General features: G+C 60.3%; 15 protein-coding genes and 1 pseudogene. 9 read left to right on the top strand and 7 right to left on the bottom strand.

The window, feature by feature from the left end:
• Nucleotides 1-69: 69 nt before the first annotated feature.
• Nucleotides 70-933, top strand: coding sequence for a DMT family transporter (locus tag BMY22_RS16655; protein WP_090623945.1), 864 nt, complete (start codon nucleotides 70-72; stop codon nucleotides 931-933).
• A gap of 21 nt (nucleotides 934-954) precedes the next feature.
• Nucleotides 955-1,047, top strand: a pseudogene (locus BMY22_RS25405) (LysR family transcriptional regulator); the annotation flags it as partial.
• Between the two features lie 101 nt (nucleotides 1,048-1,148).
• Here the strand turns inward: BMY22_RS25405 and BMY22_RS16650 are convergent.
• A complete protein-coding gene (locus BMY22_RS16650) occupies nucleotides 1,149-1,841 on the bottom strand; it encodes an AcaB family transcriptional regulator (protein WP_090623943.1) in 693 nt (230 codons plus the stop codon).
• A 743-nt stretch (nucleotides 1,842-2,584) separates the two neighbouring features.
• On the opposite strand from BMY22_RS16650, the gene BMY22_RS16645 reads away from it, so the two are divergent.
• Both BMY22_RS16645 and BMY22_RS16640 read left to right on the top strand, forming a co-directional pair.
• Nucleotides 2,585-3,346, top strand: a complete 762-nt coding sequence (locus BMY22_RS16645) for a hypothetical protein (RefSeq protein ID WP_090623942.1) — start codon at nucleotides 2,585-2,587, stop codon at nucleotides 3,344-3,346.
• 49 nt (nucleotides 3,347-3,395) lie between these two features.
• Complete coding sequence (locus BMY22_RS16640; protein WP_090623940.1) at nucleotides 3,396-4,514, top strand: DUF7146 domain-containing protein; 1,119 nt, start codon at nucleotides 3,396-3,398, stop codon at nucleotides 4,512-4,514.
• 111 nt (nucleotides 4,515-4,625) lie between these two features.
• Here the strand turns inward: BMY22_RS16640 and BMY22_RS16635 are convergent, their stop codons facing one another.
• Nucleotides 4,626-5,744: a competence protein CoiA family protein gene (locus BMY22_RS16635; protein WP_143068520.1), complete on the bottom strand. Its 1,119-nt coding sequence runs from the start codon at nucleotides 5,742-5,744 to the stop codon at nucleotides 4,626-4,628.
• Between the two features lie 682 nt (nucleotides 5,745-6,426).
• Here BMY22_RS16635 and BMY22_RS16630 point away from each other — a divergent pair.
• The 4 genes from BMY22_RS16630 to BMY22_RS16615 all read left to right on the top strand — a co-directional run bounded on the left by BMY22_RS16630 (nucleotide 6,427) and on the right by BMY22_RS16615 (nucleotide 13,359).
• A complete protein-coding gene (locus BMY22_RS16630; RefSeq protein ID WP_090623937.1) occupies nucleotides 6,427-7,356 on the top strand; it encodes a malate dehydrogenase in 930 nt (309 codons plus the stop codon).
• A gap of 637 nt (nucleotides 7,357-7,993) precedes the next feature.
• Nucleotides 7,994-9,040 carry a conjugal transfer protein TraF gene (gene traF, locus BMY22_RS16625; protein WP_208599315.1) on the top strand — a complete coding sequence of 349 codons (1,047 nt, stop codon included), beginning with the start codon at nucleotides 7,994-7,996 and terminating at the stop codon, nucleotides 9,038-9,040.
• Nucleotides 9,037-10,449 carry a conjugal transfer protein TraH gene (locus BMY22_RS16620; RefSeq protein WP_208599314.1) on the top strand — a complete coding sequence of 471 codons (1,413 nt, stop codon included), beginning with the start codon at nucleotides 9,037-9,039 and terminating at the stop codon, nucleotides 10,447-10,449. The genes traF and BMY22_RS16620 overlap by 4 nt, the downstream gene beginning before the upstream one ends.
• 15 nt (nucleotides 10,450-10,464) lie before the next feature.
• Nucleotides 10,465-13,359, top strand: a complete 2,895-nt coding sequence (locus BMY22_RS16615; RefSeq protein ID WP_090623935.1) for a conjugal transfer protein TraG N-terminal domain-containing protein — start codon at nucleotides 10,465-10,467, stop codon at nucleotides 13,357-13,359.
• A gap of 45 nt (nucleotides 13,360-13,404) precedes the next feature.
• Here BMY22_RS16615 and BMY22_RS23875 read toward each other — a convergent pair whose 3' ends face one another.
• From BMY22_RS23875 to BMY22_RS16595, 5 genes are all read right to left on the bottom strand, one after another.
• Nucleotides 13,405-13,797, bottom strand: coding sequence for a hypothetical protein (locus tag BMY22_RS23875; RefSeq protein ID WP_143068519.1), 393 nt, complete (start codon nucleotides 13,795-13,797; stop codon nucleotides 13,405-13,407).
• Nucleotides 13,798-13,961: 164 nt separating this feature from the next.
• On the bottom strand, nucleotides 13,962-14,996 hold the full coding sequence (locus BMY22_RS16610) for a hypothetical protein (RefSeq protein ID WP_090623934.1): 1,035 nt from the start codon (nucleotides 14,994-14,996) through the stop codon (nucleotides 13,962-13,964).
• A 2-nt stretch (nucleotides 14,997-14,998) separates the two neighbouring features.
• Nucleotides 14,999-15,571 (bottom strand): lysozyme family protein, encoded by a 573-nt coding sequence (locus BMY22_RS16605; RefSeq protein ID WP_090623932.1) that lies wholly within the window; start codon nucleotides 15,569-15,571, stop codon nucleotides 14,999-15,001.
• Nucleotides 15,558-15,848, bottom strand: coding sequence for a hypothetical protein (locus BMY22_RS16600; protein WP_090623931.1), 291 nt, complete (start codon nucleotides 15,846-15,848; stop codon nucleotides 15,558-15,560). The genes BMY22_RS16605 and BMY22_RS16600 overlap by 14 nt, the downstream gene beginning before the upstream one ends.
• Before the next feature lie 26 nt (nucleotides 15,849-15,874).
• On the bottom strand, nucleotides 15,875-16,852 hold the full coding sequence (locus tag BMY22_RS16595; RefSeq protein ID WP_090623929.1) for a ParM/StbA family protein: 978 nt from the start codon (nucleotides 16,850-16,852) through the stop codon (nucleotides 15,875-15,877).
• 440 nt (nucleotides 16,853-17,292) lie between these two features.
• On the opposite strand from BMY22_RS16595, the gene mobI reads away from it, so the two are divergent.
• Nucleotides 17,293-17,763 carry a conjugative transfer protein MobI(A/C) gene (mobI, locus tag BMY22_RS24960; RefSeq protein ID WP_090623928.1) on the top strand — a complete coding sequence of 157 codons (471 nt, stop codon included), beginning with the start codon at nucleotides 17,293-17,295 and terminating at the stop codon, nucleotides 17,761-17,763.
• Nucleotides 17,764-17,859 lie beyond the last annotated feature (96 nt).

Below are 17,859 nucleotides of genomic sequence, written 5' to 3'. Positions count from 1 at the left end.
TTGTATTGTGTCTGGGCGATCCACCCCCCCCCCGTGCTCCACTGAAGGGCAACCTGAAGGGAGTAAACGATGGACAAAGTGGCGAGTGGATGGATCAACGGTTTCATTGGGGTGGTGATCTTTGCCGGCTCGCTGCCGGCGACACGCGCTGCGGTCATTGATTTCGACCCGACGTTTCTGACATGTGCACGCGCGACCATGGCGGCCCTGCTTGGCTTGACGCTTCTGCTCGCATTTCGACAGCGTCGGCCAGACTTTGAAGACGTTCCCTCGCTGGCGCGAGTCGCCTTGGGAGTCGTCGTCGGCTTTCCGCTGCTGAGCGCGTTGGCTCTGCAATATGTTTCATCCACCCACTCGATCGTCTTCGTGGGGCTTTTGCCGCTTTGCACCGCGGTCTTCGGCGTGCTCCGTGGTGGTGAGCGTCCCCAGCCGGCCTTCTGGCTGTTCTCGATGCTTGGCAGTGGCCTCGTCGTTGGCTACGCCATGCTGGGGGAAGTCGAGATATCCCTCCAGGGCGACTTGTTGATGCTGGCTGCAATTGTCGTGTGTGGTCTCGGCTATGCCGAGGGCGCACGTCTGTCTCGCAAAATCGGAGGATGGCAGGTCATTAGTTGGGCACTGGTGCTATCGTTGCCCGCCATGCTTCCGATTGCTCTGCTCACCATGCCGACGTCATTCGACGATGTAAAAGCGCCTGCCTGGTTCGGATTCGCTTACGTCTCCTTGTTCAGCATGCTGATCGGCTTCGTGTTCTGGTACCGTGGTTTGGCGCAGGGCGGCATCGTAGCGGTCGGCCAGTTGCAGTTGCTCCAACCTTTCTTGGGTCTCGGTCTTGCGACGCTGTTTCTTCACGAGACAGTGAACGGGATGATGCTGATCGTGACGTTTGGCGCAGTGGTCTGTGTCGCGGGAGCAAAGAAGTTCGCCGCCTGATGGAAGATTCGGGGTGCTGTTATGGAGTTGAGGCACCTAAGCTTTTTCTTGGCCGCCGCCGAAGAATTGCACCTCGCCCGCGCGGCCGAGAAGCTGCAATTCCTTGATAAACCTGCTGTATCTGGCTACGGCATAGTCCAGCCAAGTTCGGTGCTGGAGTCATGGTGAGATGAAAAACGCCCCTCGCAGCAGGGGCGTTTATTGCGGAGCATGTTTCACGCTGCGGATTCGGCCGCCTCCGCTACCTCGGCCACTTCCTCGCCCACCGCGGCCGGCTCTACGAAACCGGCGGCTTCGCGCTCCTGCTTGTCGGCAGCCACCTGGGCTTCCACCTTTTCGATGTCCTTCTGCACCTCCACCTCGTTGTTGGCATAGGCCATGGCGCGCGCCGCCGCCCCATGCTTGATGAGCGCCTTGAACATCTTGCGCATGTCGTCGGTCTTGCGCTCGCGGAAATCCGAGGCCTCGTCGCTGTCGAGCTTCTGCGCCAACCAGGCGGTATCGATGAGCGAAATCAGCGTGTCGAACGCCTGGAGCAGATGGGTGAGGCGCATCACCTCGGGGCTGGAGATGTTGAATTTGCGCTCGAGCGGGTTGCTGTAGTTCGGACGCTGGCTGATGCCTTCCTTCTTGAGAAAGGTCTCCATGCGTTGGATCTCGTTGCTGACCTCCGTCTGCATTTTCTCGATGGTCTTGGATACGGCATCGGCCACCACCTGGTGGTTGAAGTTCTTTCGGCGCCGCGCCAGCTTGCGCGCCATCACGTCGATGACGAACAGGGCCGAGGTCACGTTATCGAACTCGGTGCCGCCAAAGCGCTTGGCCTGCTCGGAATTCAGGTGCAGCAGGCCGGGAAAGGAAGGGGTCGAATAGGCGTACTTCCTGGGAGGGGTTTTCGGGTCAGCCATGTTGGAAACTCCATAGGGGGATGGTGCCCCCCTATTGCATCAGGTTGAATCCGTCCTGTGCGGCCAATTCAGGCCATAAAATCGCCGGAAATTAGGGCCGAAATTGAATTGACGCTGGAAAAACGGGCCGAGAGAATGGCCGCAAACATCGGCATGCTGTCGATCCAGCCCCGAGAGGGGGCCGAAGAAAACTCAGTCCCTTGCATGTGCAAGGTGCTAGTTGCCAAGTGCTCTGTGCTTGGTAAATGCCCGGTTGAGCTTATCAACCTAAAACGTGAGTAGCCGTCGGCTGCTCATGCCTTGAAAAAGAAAGAGGCCAAGGCCTCTTTTTTATTTATCGAAACCCTGACGGGGAACATTCCCGTTCGGGGAAGTTCTCCGACCTCTGAAAGGAGAACCTCAATGTTCCATATTAAATTTCTCTTCGATCTCAAAGGATTCGATGTCTCTACTTTGGAGACTTCTGAACCCTTGATTATCAAAGGACCGACAGACGAAATCCTCCTGACCATATCCAAAGCTGCCCCTGGTCTACAACGCAATTAAGGGCTATCGATTTCGAAGCCTTGTTGGGCGACGAGGCCGATGTCTGTGATGCCTATCTGGGGAGTAAGTGGATAGGTAGTACAGAAATTTAACCCTGGATAATGGCTTACTCGTAGGCCTTTACCCAAAACTTTATACCCTGACGGGGAATATCCCCATCAGGGGAGTTCTCCGTCCTCATGAATGGAGAACTCGAAATGACCACTCAAAAAATCCTGAAGGCAAAAGTCCTGTTCACCCTGGGACTGATGTTCTCGGTAGTTGTCGGGATCACGCTTTCCGACGATCAAAAGCCCCTCTTTCTGTTTGTCTTGTGCGTGCTGGCCTCCGTGCTGGCGCTCTACGCACCGCAGTACCTGAGGGTCGTTCTGCTGGGCATGAAAGCCCGCCGCCGTCTGGCTCGCCTCCAAGCGACCAGGGCGCCGCAAAGCGGCTGCATCCAGGCCGTCTGGTGTGCTTCGGACACCGATTACGAGCGCTACCTCGCTCCGACCTTCCTGCGCCAGCGCAAGGAGGAGACGGCTGCGCAGGACGTTCGGCAACAGGCTGATCAAGGGGTGGTTCTGGGCGAGTTCATTGCCCGGGACGAATCCTTCGAGCAGCCGGCAGCCTGCGCCACGGAGGCTGTCGAGAAGCGGGAGAAGGCGCTGGAGAAGGTCTTTCAGGCGCCACAGGAATCCGTCACCGGCACCTATTGCGGTTCGGGTTTCGCTCCCTACCGGTTCCACAAGAAAAACCCCAAGTCGTTTTTTCTGCGGATCGGCAAACACCTGGTCTGGGGCATCGAGTTGCACGCCGCGCTGCGGCAGAGCGGTGTTCGGCAGGGCCAGGAAATCACCCTGACCTTCCACGGGAAAACCCCGGTGAAAGTGCTCAGGCCGAAGCGAGTGAACGGCGTGGTTGAACAGGACTGGGCAGACGCCCTGCGCAACGCCTGGTCGATCGAAGCCGTGCAGTAGCCAGCCACGAGCGCCCCTCCGGGCGCTCATTCATCCATAGGAGGTCACGATGTCTGCTTGCTCGACGGGCGTTTACGCTCCAGAGAAAAAAGATGTGCTCGCTGCCGCCGAAGGTCGCTGGCTACATCTCTACCAACTGTTGGCCCCTGAACTGGTCGACGCTCAAACGCAACCCGGCGTTGCCCGTAACTGTCCCGTTCACGGTGGCAAGGACGGCTTCCGGGTGTTCAGGAAAACCGCCGGCACGTCCGGGGGTGGGGTGTGCCAGACCTGCGGCATCAAGCCGGACGGTCTGGCCCTGCTGATGTGGGTGCGGGATTGGGGCTTCCATGAGGTGCTGCAGGAGGTCGGCTCGCTGCTGGGGGTCAAGGACCCTCACGGTCGCTACGGCAACGCGCAGCCGCCGAAGGAGGTCGTTCTGCGCCAGCCGGTGGTCACGTCGACGCCCAGCGATAGCTGGCTGCGCGAGGCCCTGCGCAAGGTGTGGAGCGAATCCGTACCAGTCACGCACCCGGCGGCAGAACCCGCACGGCTGTACCTGCGGTCGAGGGGAATCCTGGCCTGGGATCGTCCGGGTCTGGCGCGCAGCGTGCGTTTTCATCCGTGTCTGACCCATCGCGGGCAGGACCGGGCACGCACGCGGCACCCGGCTATCGTGGCCCTGATCTCGGATGCCGAGGGACGGGCGGTGACGATTCAGCGGATCTACCTCACGGCCAAAGGTGAAAAGGCTCCTCTGGAGTCCCCCAAGAAGATGTTCCCGATCCCGAGCGATCGCTCCCTGCCAGGGGGCGGCATTCGGACTTCCCAGCCGGGAGAGGTCGTGGACGTGTGCGAAGGGCTGGAAACCGCTCTGGCAGTGGAAACCGCCACGGGCCTGCCGGTTTGGGCCCTGGTGAACGCCTACCTGCTCGAGCACTTCATGCCGCCGCCGGCGGTCACTGCCGTCCGTATCTGGGCGGACAAGGACCGCAAGGAGGGTGGCCAGAAGGCAGCGCTCGCACTCAAAAAACGCCTCTGGGACATGGGCATCAAGGCGCAGATCCTGCTGCCCTGGCTGCCGATCCCGGACGGCGCCAAGGGAGTCGACTGGAACGACGTTCTTCTGGAACGCGGTCCGTTCGGCTTCTCCAAGCATCAGGCCGAGGTCTACCGCGCTGTGCGGTAGGCCTTGTGCCTTTTTTGTGGTCGATAGGAAGAGACCGACCCAAACCTGCCAGACGCATCAAGCAACAAGCGGCCAAATTCAGTCGGTCGAGCCCGACCGGGGCGGGACGGCTCAGTCCATCGTGAATGGCTCGGGCTGGACCAGCAAGGTCGGCGCCATTCGCAGTGATCTATCCGGCTTTGCCGAGCTGCGCATCCGGAAGTGAATTGTGGTCATGACATCCGAGGGGACGAAGATGAGGGACATCGTGCTGGTCTCGTTGGCACAGTACAGGCAGAACTGCGTGCCAGGCGGGCTCAGGATGTAGCATGCTGAACATTCAACGGCTTTCCCGCCCCACTCTTGAGAGGCTCGGAGCGTCTGGCCAACTATAAGCTCCTCACGCCGCTGACGTTCCTCTCGGTCATCCTTGGTGGGTATGCCAGCGACACGCTGTGTCTCGGCTGCCGCCAATTGAGCCTTTCTGTGCGCTGCGAGCGCGATGGCGCGAGCACTGGCTTCTGCCTCTTGTTTTTCGCGTCGCTCGTTTTCAATAGCTTGCAGGCGACTCCGTTCCTGCTCCCACTGAGCGTTATGGGCGATGACTTCAACCGCCAGGTCTTTGGCGGCGCGCTGTTCCAGCATTTCCCCGCGCAGAGAGCGAATCCAGGACCTCGTGTTCGGATCGGACAGAACTGCCCACTCGAACATTACCGGGTCGTTGATTTGCTCAAGACTGAGTCCACTGAGATCAATTTCTACTGAAGAGCTGAAAATCCTTGCAAGGCGCTGGCATCGCTCGTATTCGGCCCGGGCCGATACCTTAATCCGCACCAGCAACTGGCGTCCGAAGGCAGTCAGAGCCGCATGCGCCACTACCTCTCCAAGGTCCACAAACCGCTCCACTGCTTCGACGGTGATAGCGGTCGGCTGGAAGGTGACATCGCGTAGCAGAGTGTGGCCGGAGGTGGTCATAGCTGTGACCTGGCGGGAATATCCTGGGAGCATCAGGCGTCGCTGCTCAGCAATCAGAGCGACCGCAGCGCGGCGTACTCCGTCCTTGTAGCCGCTTATGCAGTCCTCAGACTGGGCATGCCGAAAGTGGGGAATGACCTTCTGGCCTCCGTTGGCGGCATTCAACGGCTTTCGGCATCCAGGGCAGACGCAATTGCACGCCAGCCCGTTCTCGACCTCAAAGGCCCGCAACAGCATTCCGTCGCGCTCACCGAAGGGGATATTGGTATCTTGCACGCGCCTCACCTATATGGCGGAGACCGACTGACTCACTAGGTGAGGGGCCATCAGGTCTTCGACTCCCTATGCTTCTTGGAGCCTTAGAGTGCCAGAACGCCAGCAGGATGACACTGACACCCATGCTCCTGGAGTTCCTCTTCCAGGGTTACTGCTTGAGCCTAGCGGCGAGGCAGGGGCAGCATGAATGTGACAGCGAGGACTCTCGGCAAAACGTTTAGGCATCTCTCTTAGGTACCTACGTCCCCTTCGGGTCGACTTCTGCCGGACAGGCCGGAGTCGACCGATTCTGTTGAAAAATTCGATTTTCTCGCTCGATCAAGCTGAAAGGAGAGAGTTGGCTTCTCATAAACTGCTGAATAAACAGCGAGTTACTATCAGTGGATAGCTCAATCCTTCTCCCTGAAACTCCTTGAAAATCGGTTTCTGGGAGTTTTTCAACAGAATCGACCCATTGCGGACGATGGCAAAGGGCTGCGATAGACCTGGAGCAGTCCGCTAAGGCCGCACGGCTCGTGCCTATGGGGGTTATCAGAGGCTAAAGTAATGCCGCCATGGGAATGGCGAAAAGCAGGTAAAACAACTACAGGCCACCTTCGGGTGGCCTTTTAGTATTCGCGGGTAATACTTCTCTGTATAGGCGGGCGTGTTGCTGGTGGCGCGAGCCGCGGGGAGGTGTGAGGTGAACAAGCTATCAATTGTGGGTGCCGGTATGGTGGGTGAGGCGGCGGCTCAGATCATCGCCCGGGAAGAGTTCTGCCGTGAGTTGATGTTGATTGATGTGCAGGGTGAGTTGGCACAGGGCAAGGCGCTGGACGTCTGGCAGGCGGCAGTTGAGTCAGGTTCTGATACCAGGGTTTACGGCGGGTCCAATGCCGAATTGCTGCAGGATTCTGACCTGGTGGTGATTACGGCGGGTATGCCCCGCAAGCCTGGTCAGTCGCGTCAGGATGTATTGAGTATCAATCTGCCAATTCTCGATAGCATCATGCTGGATATTAATCGTCATGCTCCAGCGGCGACGGTGTTGGTGGTGTCGAACCCGGTCGACGTGCTGACCTATCGGGCTTGGTGTCTCAGTGGGCTGGGACGCAACAGGGTGTTCGGGCAGGCGGGGGTACTGGATACAGCGCGCATGAAGTGTTTCATTGCCGAGGAGACAGGGTTTTCTGCTCGGGATATCACGGCGCTGGTGCTGGGAGGGCATGGCGATAGCATGGTGCCGCTGATGCGATACTGTGCGGTCGGTTCGGTGCCGCTGTCTCACTTCCTGTCCAATCAGCAGATAGAGCGGATTGTGGAGCGCACACGTCAGGGTGGCGGCGAGATTCTGGGTTTGAAGAAGGTGGGGAGCGCCTGCGATGCGCCGGGCGTGGCAATTGCACAGATGGTGGATGCTATCGCCAAAGGGCGAAACCGCATTTTGCCGACGGTCGCGATTCTCGAGGGCGAGTACGGGCGCACAGGTATTGCCATGGGTGTCCCCTGTGTGCTGGCAGAGGATGGGGTTGCGCGGGTGATCGAGTTGTCTCTGGATGCGCAGGAGCAGGCGATGTTCGACCGCTCTGCAGATCAGGTGGTGCGTGATATTGCTGAAATGAATGCTTTGTGAGCGGGGCTATATGAGGGGGGCGCAACGGGGAGTGGAGCGCCGGTCCCTGGCGCTCGGGGCCATGGTGTTACCTGGTGTTAGGCAGTGGCACTATGATCTTTTATGGGTCTGAACAGGCCGGATAGTCGCGTTTCTTCAAACCGGTATACAGCTGGCGCGGACGACCGATGTGTGTTTCGACTGTCCCCATACCCTATCAGGCCGATCCTGTTTGTGAATCGCCCCTGAATAAGTGGACATTCGATGGCCGCTTTTGGCCGATTCTGTTGAAAAACTCGGTTTTTTCATGCAACCAAGCTGAGAGGAGAAAATCGGCCTCAAAAAAATCGCGTATAAACAGTTACTTACCATCAGAGGGCAGAGGGTAAGAACCCTCTGAAATAGCCCGAAAACCGGCTGAAGGGAGTTTTTCAACAGAATCGGCCGCTTCCTGCCTGACATGACCGGCAGGTTCGGGTCGCTTCCATTCTCAAGCAGCGGCCCCATTAGCTTTTTCAGGTTCATTCCATCCTTTGGGTGACCGCCCACCTCCTTTTTCAGGGCTGAAATCAAGCCAGAAAATGGCCTGAAATGGCCACACAGCCCTCTTGCCAATCAACACAATCGGGACTCCTGTCACCGACTGCTGGTTGATTGCATGCCCCATCTCAGACACCTCAGCCCCATCGCCCTGGCCATGGCGATGACGGGCCAGGCCTTGGCCGAAGACCCTGCAACGCCTCCTGCGAATGCTGCCAAACCCGACCACACGCCCGCGCTCGCCGGCGAGTCCTTCTACCAGGACAAGGAACGCGGCTGGTTCTGGTACGAGGAGCCGCCCGAGCCCCTGCCAGAACCGGCTCCCGCTCCAGCCCCCATTCCGGAGAAACCCGAGCCGCCTCCGCCCGAGGCCGCGCCGGCGCCACCAGCCGGGCCGGCACCGGGCTCGGTGGCCTGGATTCGCGCCGAGCTGCCCAAGCTGCGCGAGGCCGCCATCGACGAGCCCAGCGACGAGAACATCCAGGCGTACTACTACGCCCAGCGCCTGATGATGGACAAATCCGAGCGCTTCTCGCGGCGCTCCATGGAAGTGATCCGCAACGACCCGTTCCTCGACGAGGACCTGCGCTATCCCGCCTCCAATGCCGCCTCCGATGCCCTGGCCAGCGCCGCCGGCCGGCAGAAGGAAACGCTGCTGAAGATGATCGCCGGAAACGCAGGGATCGTTTTCTTCTTCAAGGGCGAGCAGTGCCCGCTGTGCGAGCAGGCCGTCACCGCCCTGGCCGCCCTGGAGCATCGCTACGGCTTCACCGTCATCCCGGTCTCCCTGGATGGGAAGCCCCTGCCCAGCGGGGCCTATCCCACCTACCAGACCGACACCGGGTTGTCCGACCGGCTCGGGGTCGTCACCGCCCCGGCCATGGCGCTGGCGGTCCCGCCCCACGGTTCCCAGATCATCAGCTACAGCACCGTTTCCATGGAGACGGCCACCAGCCGAATCCTCAACGTGGCCCGCCAGACCGGCCTCATCAGCGCCGAGGAATACCACGCCACCTCGCGCCTGGCCTCCATCGGCCTGATCGACAGCCAGGCAATGGAAACCGCTCCGCCCGATATCACCGAAGACCGCAAGGCCTTCGTCAAGCGCATGCGCGAGGCGGCACGCCGCGCATATCTCAACGAAAAAAACGGAGGTGGGCAGTGAAGCTCAAACTCAACCCCAAACCCCTGGTCCTGGTTGTCGCCGTGCTTGCCCCGATAGGGGCGATCGCCAACATCCAGCAGCAGATCCACGCCATGTACGATGGCCTGATCAATACCACGGCACCCGGGTCGTACCAGACCGCCACCCGCGGTGTGGTCACCGGGGGAGCCGTCACCCTGCGCAACCGGATCTCGACCGCCAACCTGGTCTCGATCACCGCGCCGTCCGCCAAAGGCGGCTGCGGGGGCATCAACCTCTACACCGGCTCGTTCTCCTTCATCAATGGCGAGGAGTTCGTGGCGCTGATGCGCAATGTCGCCTCCAACGCGGTGGGGGTGGTGTCGGGCTTCGCCTTCGAGCTGGCGATGGAGGCCATGGATTCGGCCACCAACGGCGTGCTGCGCAACCTGACGAACAAAATCCAGTCGCTCAACCAGATGTTCTCGAACAGCTGCCAGCTGGCGCAGGGCGTCGTGTCCGGTGCCGCCGATGCCTTTGCGGAAAAGCGCGATCTGAAGTCGGCCCTCGGCGGCGTGCTGGAAAACGTGGCCTCCGACCTGTTCTCCTCCAAGTCGACCAAAGAGGAGTCGCCGGCCAAGCGCCTGGCGAGCAGCGGCAAGGCCAAGGCCTGCACCGATACCGGCAACATCCTCTGGTGCGCCATGCTCAAGACCGGCCTGAGCAGCCAGGTTCTGTATGGCAGCGAGGAAAACGCCGAATTCATCCTCTCGATGGTCGGCAGCTACAACGTGGTGCTGGCCGCGGACGACGACGGGGGCGAGACCTTCGTGCCCCAGCCGATCCCGCGGCTGATCGACAAGGACGCCCTGCGCCTCTTCGTCGAAGGCAGCGACGACACCACGACCAAGGTCTACGACTGCGCCTCCGACGATCTCGACCAGTGCCTGGAGCCCAACACTCGCACCTTGGGCACCTTCAAGGGGCTGGCCGCCAAGATCGTCGACGACCTGCAGCAGAACCAGGTGCTCGAGCGATTCGCCCGGAACAATGCCACCCCGTCGGACGGCACCCGTCTGGACTGGCTGACCCGCAGCCGTGTCGGCGGTCATCTGCTGAGAATCGTCCAGAAGAACGGCGCGCAGGCCGGCTACGACTACCTGGGCAACTACTCCCGGCTGCTGGCGGCGGACGCGATCACCTCCTTCGTCATCCAACTGCTCGATGTCACCGAACAGGGCCTGTCGAGCATGACCATGGCCGACTCGGTGAGCGCTCTCGAGAACCTGCGCGACACCCGCCACCGTGTGATGGGCGAATACCGGGACCTGCTCCTGAGCTACGGAGGCTACAAGGACGCCGACCGGCAGGCGCTGGACCTGCTCGAGACGGCGCCGAACTCGGACCCGGGCAAGCTGCCGCAAGGCACCACCGCTTCGCACGCCGGCTGATCGGAGGAACACATCATGGATCTACCCATCTACACCGTCGGCAGCGCCGAGTTTCTGGAGATGATGCTCAACGCCTCGGCGATGATCACCGGCAGCGGTCATGCCGAAGACCTGGCGAAGATCGGCGCCATCCTGGGGCTGGTGCTGATCGCCTTCCAGGCCGTGCTGAACAACCAGCCGATCGCCTTCCAGCGGGTCGGGGTCATGCTGGTCCTCTATATGGTGTTCTACGGACCGACGACCACCGTGACCATCGAGGACACGGTGACCGGGCAGGTGCGGGTCGTCGACAACGTCTCCCTGGGGCCGGCGTTCGTGGGCTCGGTGCTGTCGACGATCTCCTACGACATCAGTAAGGTGTCCGAGCAGGCCTTTTCCACGCCCGGCATGACCCAGTACGGGCTGTTCTCCAGCCTGAACACGCTGACCCGTGTCCGCGATGCCCTGCGCAATCCGCTGGCGCTGGAGCAGTTCCAGACCTACAAGGCCAGCGAGGGGCACAGCCTGCCGAAGACCCTCGACGAATACCTGACCTTCTGCACCCTCAACCCGGTCTCCCTGCGCAACGAGCAGGGCATCGACCAGCTCTACCGGGCCGGCAGCCTGGCGCAGCTGATGTCCAACGTCTCCACCTCCCAGTACGTCTACGTTTATGACGGATCGGGGCCTCAGCCCCTGAAGAGCTGCGCGGAGGCCAAGAGCTACCTCGACACTGCCTTGCCGGACGCCTACGGGGCCGTGCTGGGGGACATCCTCAACAAGGGGTTTGCCGAAGACCGGGCTTCCGGGCGCATGGTTGACGGCGGCGATGTGGATGGGTCGGCCGAGCAAGCCCTGCAGAGCTTTTCCATGAGCGGCAAGTCGGCCCAGCAGTACGTGATGACCGCCCTGGTGATGCCGATCTTCAACGACTCGCGGGTGAAAGCCCTCGAGCACTGGCATGAAAAGCGCGCCGCCATGGCCTTGCGCGAGTCCCTGAACCAGCAGGAGATCCAGTGGGCCGGCAAGGGCGACTCCTTCAAGAACTACATGCGGCCGATGATTTCCTTCTTCGAAGGGCTGCTGTACGCCATGACGCCCTTCATGGCGTTCGCCCTCATGCTGGGGCGGCCCGGCCTGTCGGTGCTGGGCAAATACCTGATCCTGCCGCTGGCGGTGGGACTGTGGATGCCGCTGCTGACCATCGTCAACGCCTTCACCATCTGGTACGCCGGCGCGCAGATGGAGTCCATCCTGATGGGCTACGACGCCACCGGCGAGGGCTTTGCCATGCTGCAGGTGCTCGACATGGACCAGGCGATCACCAAGGCGCTGGGCGTCGGGGGGCTGCTCGCCGCGTCGGTACCGCCGCTGGCGCTGTTCCTCGTGTCCGGCTCGAGCATGGTCCTCAACTCCGTGATGGGGCAGGCGACCTCGGCCGAGAAATTCCGCTCGGAAGACGTGCTGCCGCGCGCGAGTCAACCGGCTCCTCTCTTGAACACCTCGCCGATGTATACCGGCGATCATGTGACCCAGGGCGTGGCGCGGACCGGGGTACGCGAAACCGGGCCGCAGATTTCCGCGCAACAGGCGGCAGAGGCGGCCGTGGAGAGCAGCCGGGTAGCGGCGGAAACGCAATCGACGCAGCTGCAGCAGAACCTGCAGGCGGGGGTCACGCAACTGTCCTCCACGGCAGACGGGCGCCAGGCCTTGACGAGCCTGGGCGAGCAGGTGCAGTCCAGCCTGGGCCTGTCCACGAATGCGGCCTACCAGCAAGCGGCTCGCAAGCTGAACTCCCTGGGCATCAGCCAGGATGCCGTGGCGCAGGGCACCTACGGCTTGTCGGTCGGTGCCTCGTTATTCAAGGTGGCTGGCGTGAAGCTGGACGAGACCGAGCAATTCCGGCAGATGTCCGCGGCACAGCAGCAGGAGGCGCGTGAAGCCTCGGCGCAGCTTCAGCAGGCGGTGCAGGCCAGCACGAACGAAAGCACGGTGTTCAACGCCGCCGATGCCTTCACCCGAAGCAGCCAGGCGATGTCGCAGAGCTCGAGCGGCGAGACCGTCTCCAAGTCGCTGTCCTCGGCCAGGTCGGCGCAAAGCGCCTACCGCGAAGCGCAGACACAGCGGGAAGGCTGGGGCGCCGGGCAGAACCTCAACCTGGGCACCGCCGCGGCGCTCTCCATCCAGAACAGCGGCCAGTCCCGGGAGGATGCGGCGCGGGGCATGCTCGATATGGCAGGGCGCAGCCTGGACGACCGGGACAGCATCCGGTCGCTCATGAAGACAGCCACGGTTCAGGGGGTGTCTTCCGACCTGCACGAGCGGCAGATCGCCGCGGCAACCCTGCACATGATCCAGACGGGACGGATGGGCGAGCTGGTCAGCTCGGACTACTCGCCGTTCAACTTCAATGTGGATACGGGGGATGCCAGGGAGCATGCCGGCCTCGACAAGCCGATCGCCGGTGCGGACGGGCTGCAACAGCGCTTCGACAGCCTGCGCGGGGCTGCCCGCGGCGCCTACGCTTCCGAGAAGGACATGGCCAGTTCGGGCTATCGGAGTACCAAAGAGAGCGGTCGCTCGATTGCCGAGGACAGCTACACGGACAGCACGGCGGTCGTTCAGGACTCGGCGGAGACTCATTCAGGCCTGGTGAAGGCCGCTCCGGATCAGGGGCTGGAAGCGCCGGAGACCAAGCTCAAGTCGGCAACTCCAGTTACGGATACAGGCAAGAATCTTCTGGAAATCAATGGAAACAACACGCTTGTTGTGGGGGCCAAACAGATTGCCGGTGGTGTAGCTGACGCATATAGCACAGGGAAGGAAAGCTTGAATGAAGGTGTCGAGAGACTGAAGGAATGGGATCGAGAATATCGGGAGCGCCATAGAGTGGAAAGAGAGCAACAAGCCGGAAGAGAAAACCAAGAGTAGGGAAAGTGGGGCGCTTAGCGCCCCATTCTTTTATATATTCCTCACTTAAAATGGTAGTTTTGTCGTATTAACCAACCATTTATAAGCTCGGTATCCTGAGTAGACAGCACCCAGCAAACAAATACCAAAAAGCCAGTCTGTAACTTCTTTGCCTGATGGTCGCGGCGAAAAAAATAAATACAGTGGCGAATAATATATAAATAGACAGGCATAGGTGAGTATTACGGATATTACTAGAGCGACTGTCTTGAACAGCACACCGCGGTGCACTCGCTCGACCCCATCCCAATCCTCGCTCAGGCAGAAGGGGCACATGTTTCCGACGACCTTGCTCGTTCCCATCCAGCCGACGAGCGCATCCATAAAAGAGCGACCGTAGATCGGCCTCGGCACCATCCACTTGCCGCAGCATTGGCATTGAACTTTGTCGTTTCGCATTTGACATTTCTCCTTGTTCGACACTTCCATCTTCCTCGCCAAAGACCAAATCCCAAGAAAACTTTTCTCGTGGATCAGGAGTCGGCCCTTCGGCCCAGACGAATGCTGGGCGGAACCCTACCAGAGATGGGAGATGGCGTTGGGATGGCATCGCCTGGCTGGGACTATGAGCCGCACCAGGAGCACTTGTGCGGGCGGACGATGGTTTGCACATCCAGCCTTTTGCAGTGCTTGCACTCCCACAGCCCGGCCTCCTGGGTCTTGATCGCGTTGCTGAGTCGGAAGGCATTCGAGGCCAGGAGCAGGTCGTCGTAGTCGATACCGAGGTTTGAACACAGCTTGCAATACTCCTCGTGGGCCTTGATCACTGCCCTGGCGTTCAGGGTCTTCTCCCAATCCGCCGCCAGCAGCAAGTAGCAGGCGAGATAGAGCAGTGCGTGAAACGGCTGCTCGGCGATCGTCCGCTCGGCGGAGCGGATACGGCCGCTCTTGGAGTTGTAGATCTTCCCGGAGCGTACCTTCGCCCGCTTCTTGCCATCGATCCATTGCTCATCATGCCCCGTGTGCGCGGCGACCAGCTTCGGCTGGATCTGGGCCTTGAGCATCTGGTCGGCAATCTCGTCCAGCGACATCAGGCCGCGGTTGAAGTCGGCCACCGGCCCGAGGTGTTCCGGCTTGTTCGCTTTCAGGTAGCGAAACTCGGCGAGCAGGACCGCACAGGTATCCTGCAGCAGAGCGATCTTGTCCGTCGGGTCGAGGTTGAGCTTCTTGATGCGCACCCGCGATTGGATGGTGAATTCGCCCCGGTACACATACGCCTGCCGTTGCTGGAAGTCACCATTCGAAAACCGGCTGTAGCCGTCCTCGTCGAATCCGATGGCCACCAGCGGGTGAAGCTGGTTGCGGAGTGCGAAGTTCTGGATCTCGGTCAACATGGAAATGCGGTACACGGCCTCCCTGAACGCTTCGTTCTCCAACTTGCCGCAGCCGGTATCTTTTGCATCCAGGCTCTTGTAATTGACCCGGAACAGGGAAACCGGAAGCATGTCCAGCGCCTCGAGTCGCTCGGGAGATATCGTGGAAAGATACGCCAGGTCCTCGGAGTGTATCCGTTGCGACTGATGCACCATGTTGTAGTCGGTGCCTTCGATAATCCAGCGCAAGCACATCTGTGCCATTCCCTTGTTGATCTTCAGCATTGTCACGCTCCTGCGTTCAACCGTTTCAGAGACCGCCAGATCTTCAACACACTTAGCGCGTAGGTCCTCGCTTGAACATTACGTTTGGGGTTCATGGTGTGGTATCCGCCTATTGCAAGCTGCAGGTCGACCGGATTGCTCCTGATCGACTCACAGAGAATGTCGGCGGCCACGCGGATATTGACTTCCATATTCAGCAGCTCATGCGGGTCCTTGACGCGATGAGCATTCCAGCGGTAGTTGATCTGCATGATTCCAATATCGGTCAGCCGGTCTTCCGCAATATACCGCTGCAAGGCCGATTTGGCGTCGTCCAGTGTTTCTGGATAATGTGCCCCACTGGGCGCGTTGCGCAGTGCATAGGGGTGGGGGGCAACGAATCCTCTTTTCACGGCATGCCCGGACTCTTGCAGCGCCAGCGAATAGAGCAACAAGGGATCGGGCTTGCAGGCGGCAGAGGCGGCTGCACGTTCCCATGTCGTACCTTTCAGGCTGAACCCACCCGAATAGGCAGAAGTCGCACTCAGGATGGAAACAGCCAACAGGATGATCGAGCTCGCTTTATTCCTTTTCATGTTCTTGGCCTGTTATCCATTTGGGGGCTGTGCGTTGCTGAGCCATGGGCTTCGAATTGTCGTCCGACTCGGTTGCCGGCGGATGCTCTTGAATGGGGTGCTCTCGAATAGCCGGCGTTTGAATCGTGTGCTCCCGAATGGAGGAAGTAGTTTTCATCTCGTGCAGTTGCATGGCTGCCAGGGCGACCAATCTCTTGCCGCGATATTCCTTGTCGATGCTCTCCAGATGCTCCAGCAATTCCTGATGAACCGGCGTCACTCTGACCTGCAGTCTCATATGTTTTCCTCGGCGAACTTCGGCGTTCAGGAATGGGCGATATGCCAGAAACCCTGTGCGTTACTGCGGATGATGTCGGAGGAACGGAGGATCAGCGCCGAGGGAAACTCCTGGTGGGCATAACTCTCATACAGGGAAGCGCCGCCACCGCCGAGAATCACACAGTCCACCACCTGGTTCTCCAGCTTGCGAAGTTCCTGTTTGATTTCACGCATGACGGTCGGAATGACCCGATCCGAGGCGCGTTTCAGATACTCGGGCAGATCCACTTTCCGGCCAAACAGCATGATGCTGTTCTTGCCGTTCTGCAGTGCCCATTCGATCTTGTCGGTGCCCGGGTTTCCGCCATAGTCCCGTGCAACTTCTTCGGCACAGGTTTCCAGCAATACCGACATGGCCTTGAGGCTGGAGTTGCTGGTTTTGGTGGCCAGTTCGCGCTGTATGAATACTACCCAGTCCACGCTGAAGAAACCGGGGTCGATGACCAGCACCACGGACTCTTCGATAACTTCGGCATGCTCGCTCGTGCAGTAGACATCGGTCAGCGTGCCTACCGGCTGGGGCACGACTTCAACTTGCCTGACATCGATTTCGATCTTCGGACTGATCCGGTGACGCCCGGTCATTCGCTCCTTGAGGGCTCGAACATAACTCTTGTCGTGGAATTGGGAAACCGGAAGTCCGGTTACCAGCGTGTCGACTACATCGCTATTGCAGGCGGCATTAAGGAGTGCTCCTTTGAACAGCGCCTGATAATAATCGGACGCGGTGTAATCCTTGTGCAGCTCCCGATCGCCCGCCCGGCCCGGGCCGGCAAAGGCGACCCACGGCTGTCCGTCCACCTCCACGATGACTTCGCCGGCGCGCAGGCCGCTATCCCTGGGCAGAGCGTTCAGCGGCGTGGCACGCGCTGGCCTCACGATGGACTCCTGGTTGCCGGAATCGCCACTGTAGACGGCGATCACGTTGCTGTAGCCAATATCCAGTCCGACTTTCTTGCTCATGGAACACTCCTCGATTCGGTAAGGTGCAACGCCTGCACACCAGACGGCGGTCAAATGACGACGGGCTCATGCTAAGGGGGGCTTCGCCAATCCCAAGTCCGCCCTGGCGGCATCAAACGGTTGTCAAACGGCCGTCAAATGACGACGGGTTCATGCTAAGGGGACCTTCGCCAATCCCAAGTCCGCCCTGGCGACATCAAACGGTTGCCAAACGGCCGTCAAATGACGACGAGGGGCACGGCAAGCAGACTCCTTCCATTGCCCGGGCGAGCTCGAGCACCAGACGGTTGCCAAATGGCCTTGGAATGACGACGCACTTGCGATGATCCACATCGGAGCGGGGCTTGTGTGGCCCTTTCAAGCCAAAAAGTGGCTTGAAAGGGCCACACAAAATCGCCGGCCTTTCCGACAATGCCTCCCAGCCATATGGGAGATGACCAATGATCGATACCGAGTGCATGACCGAGCCGTCCGTTGAATTCCTGGACGTGGCCTACCTGGAGATAGTGGAGCGGGCCAAGTGCCTGGCCGAGCAGTATTTCGAGCAAGCCCAGCAGTTCCTTGGCGATGAAGGGAAAAGCCATGTGCCGGCCTTGATCTCGGTCCAGCAGATCAGCCCCAACGCCTGGGGCTTCTACTGGGTTCGGGTGCATTACGTTCGGGAGGACGGCAAAGGGAATGCCTTGACGCGGAAGATCCCGAAAGGGCCACGCCACAAATACCCACCAGGGGCGTTCAGCTTCGTGAAAGGCACGCTCCTGCGGCTGGTGAGGAACTACGAAGCCCGGCTGGCGGAGCTGCGTCAGCTGGCTGCGGAAAACCGAGCCCTGCGCAAGACCACCCTGGCGTGGGCGGGACGTCACCAGAAAGCCCTGGCCCTCGAGACTCCATTCAAGGGCGTGCTGGCCTGAGCCTTTCAGCACATTTTCCGGCGTGGGGCCGATTTGGGGCCGGTCAAGGGCATCGAAAATGTGCTGAGCCCAGAGCTGACGCGGCTTTCAGCACAT

The sequence above is a fragment of the Azotobacter beijerinckii genome, from assembly GCF_900110885.1.
GTDB classification, from domain to species: Bacteria; Pseudomonadota; Gammaproteobacteria; order Pseudomonadales; family Pseudomonadaceae; genus Azotobacter; species Azotobacter beijerinckii.
This window is presented reverse-complemented; position numbering and strand designations above follow the sequence as displayed.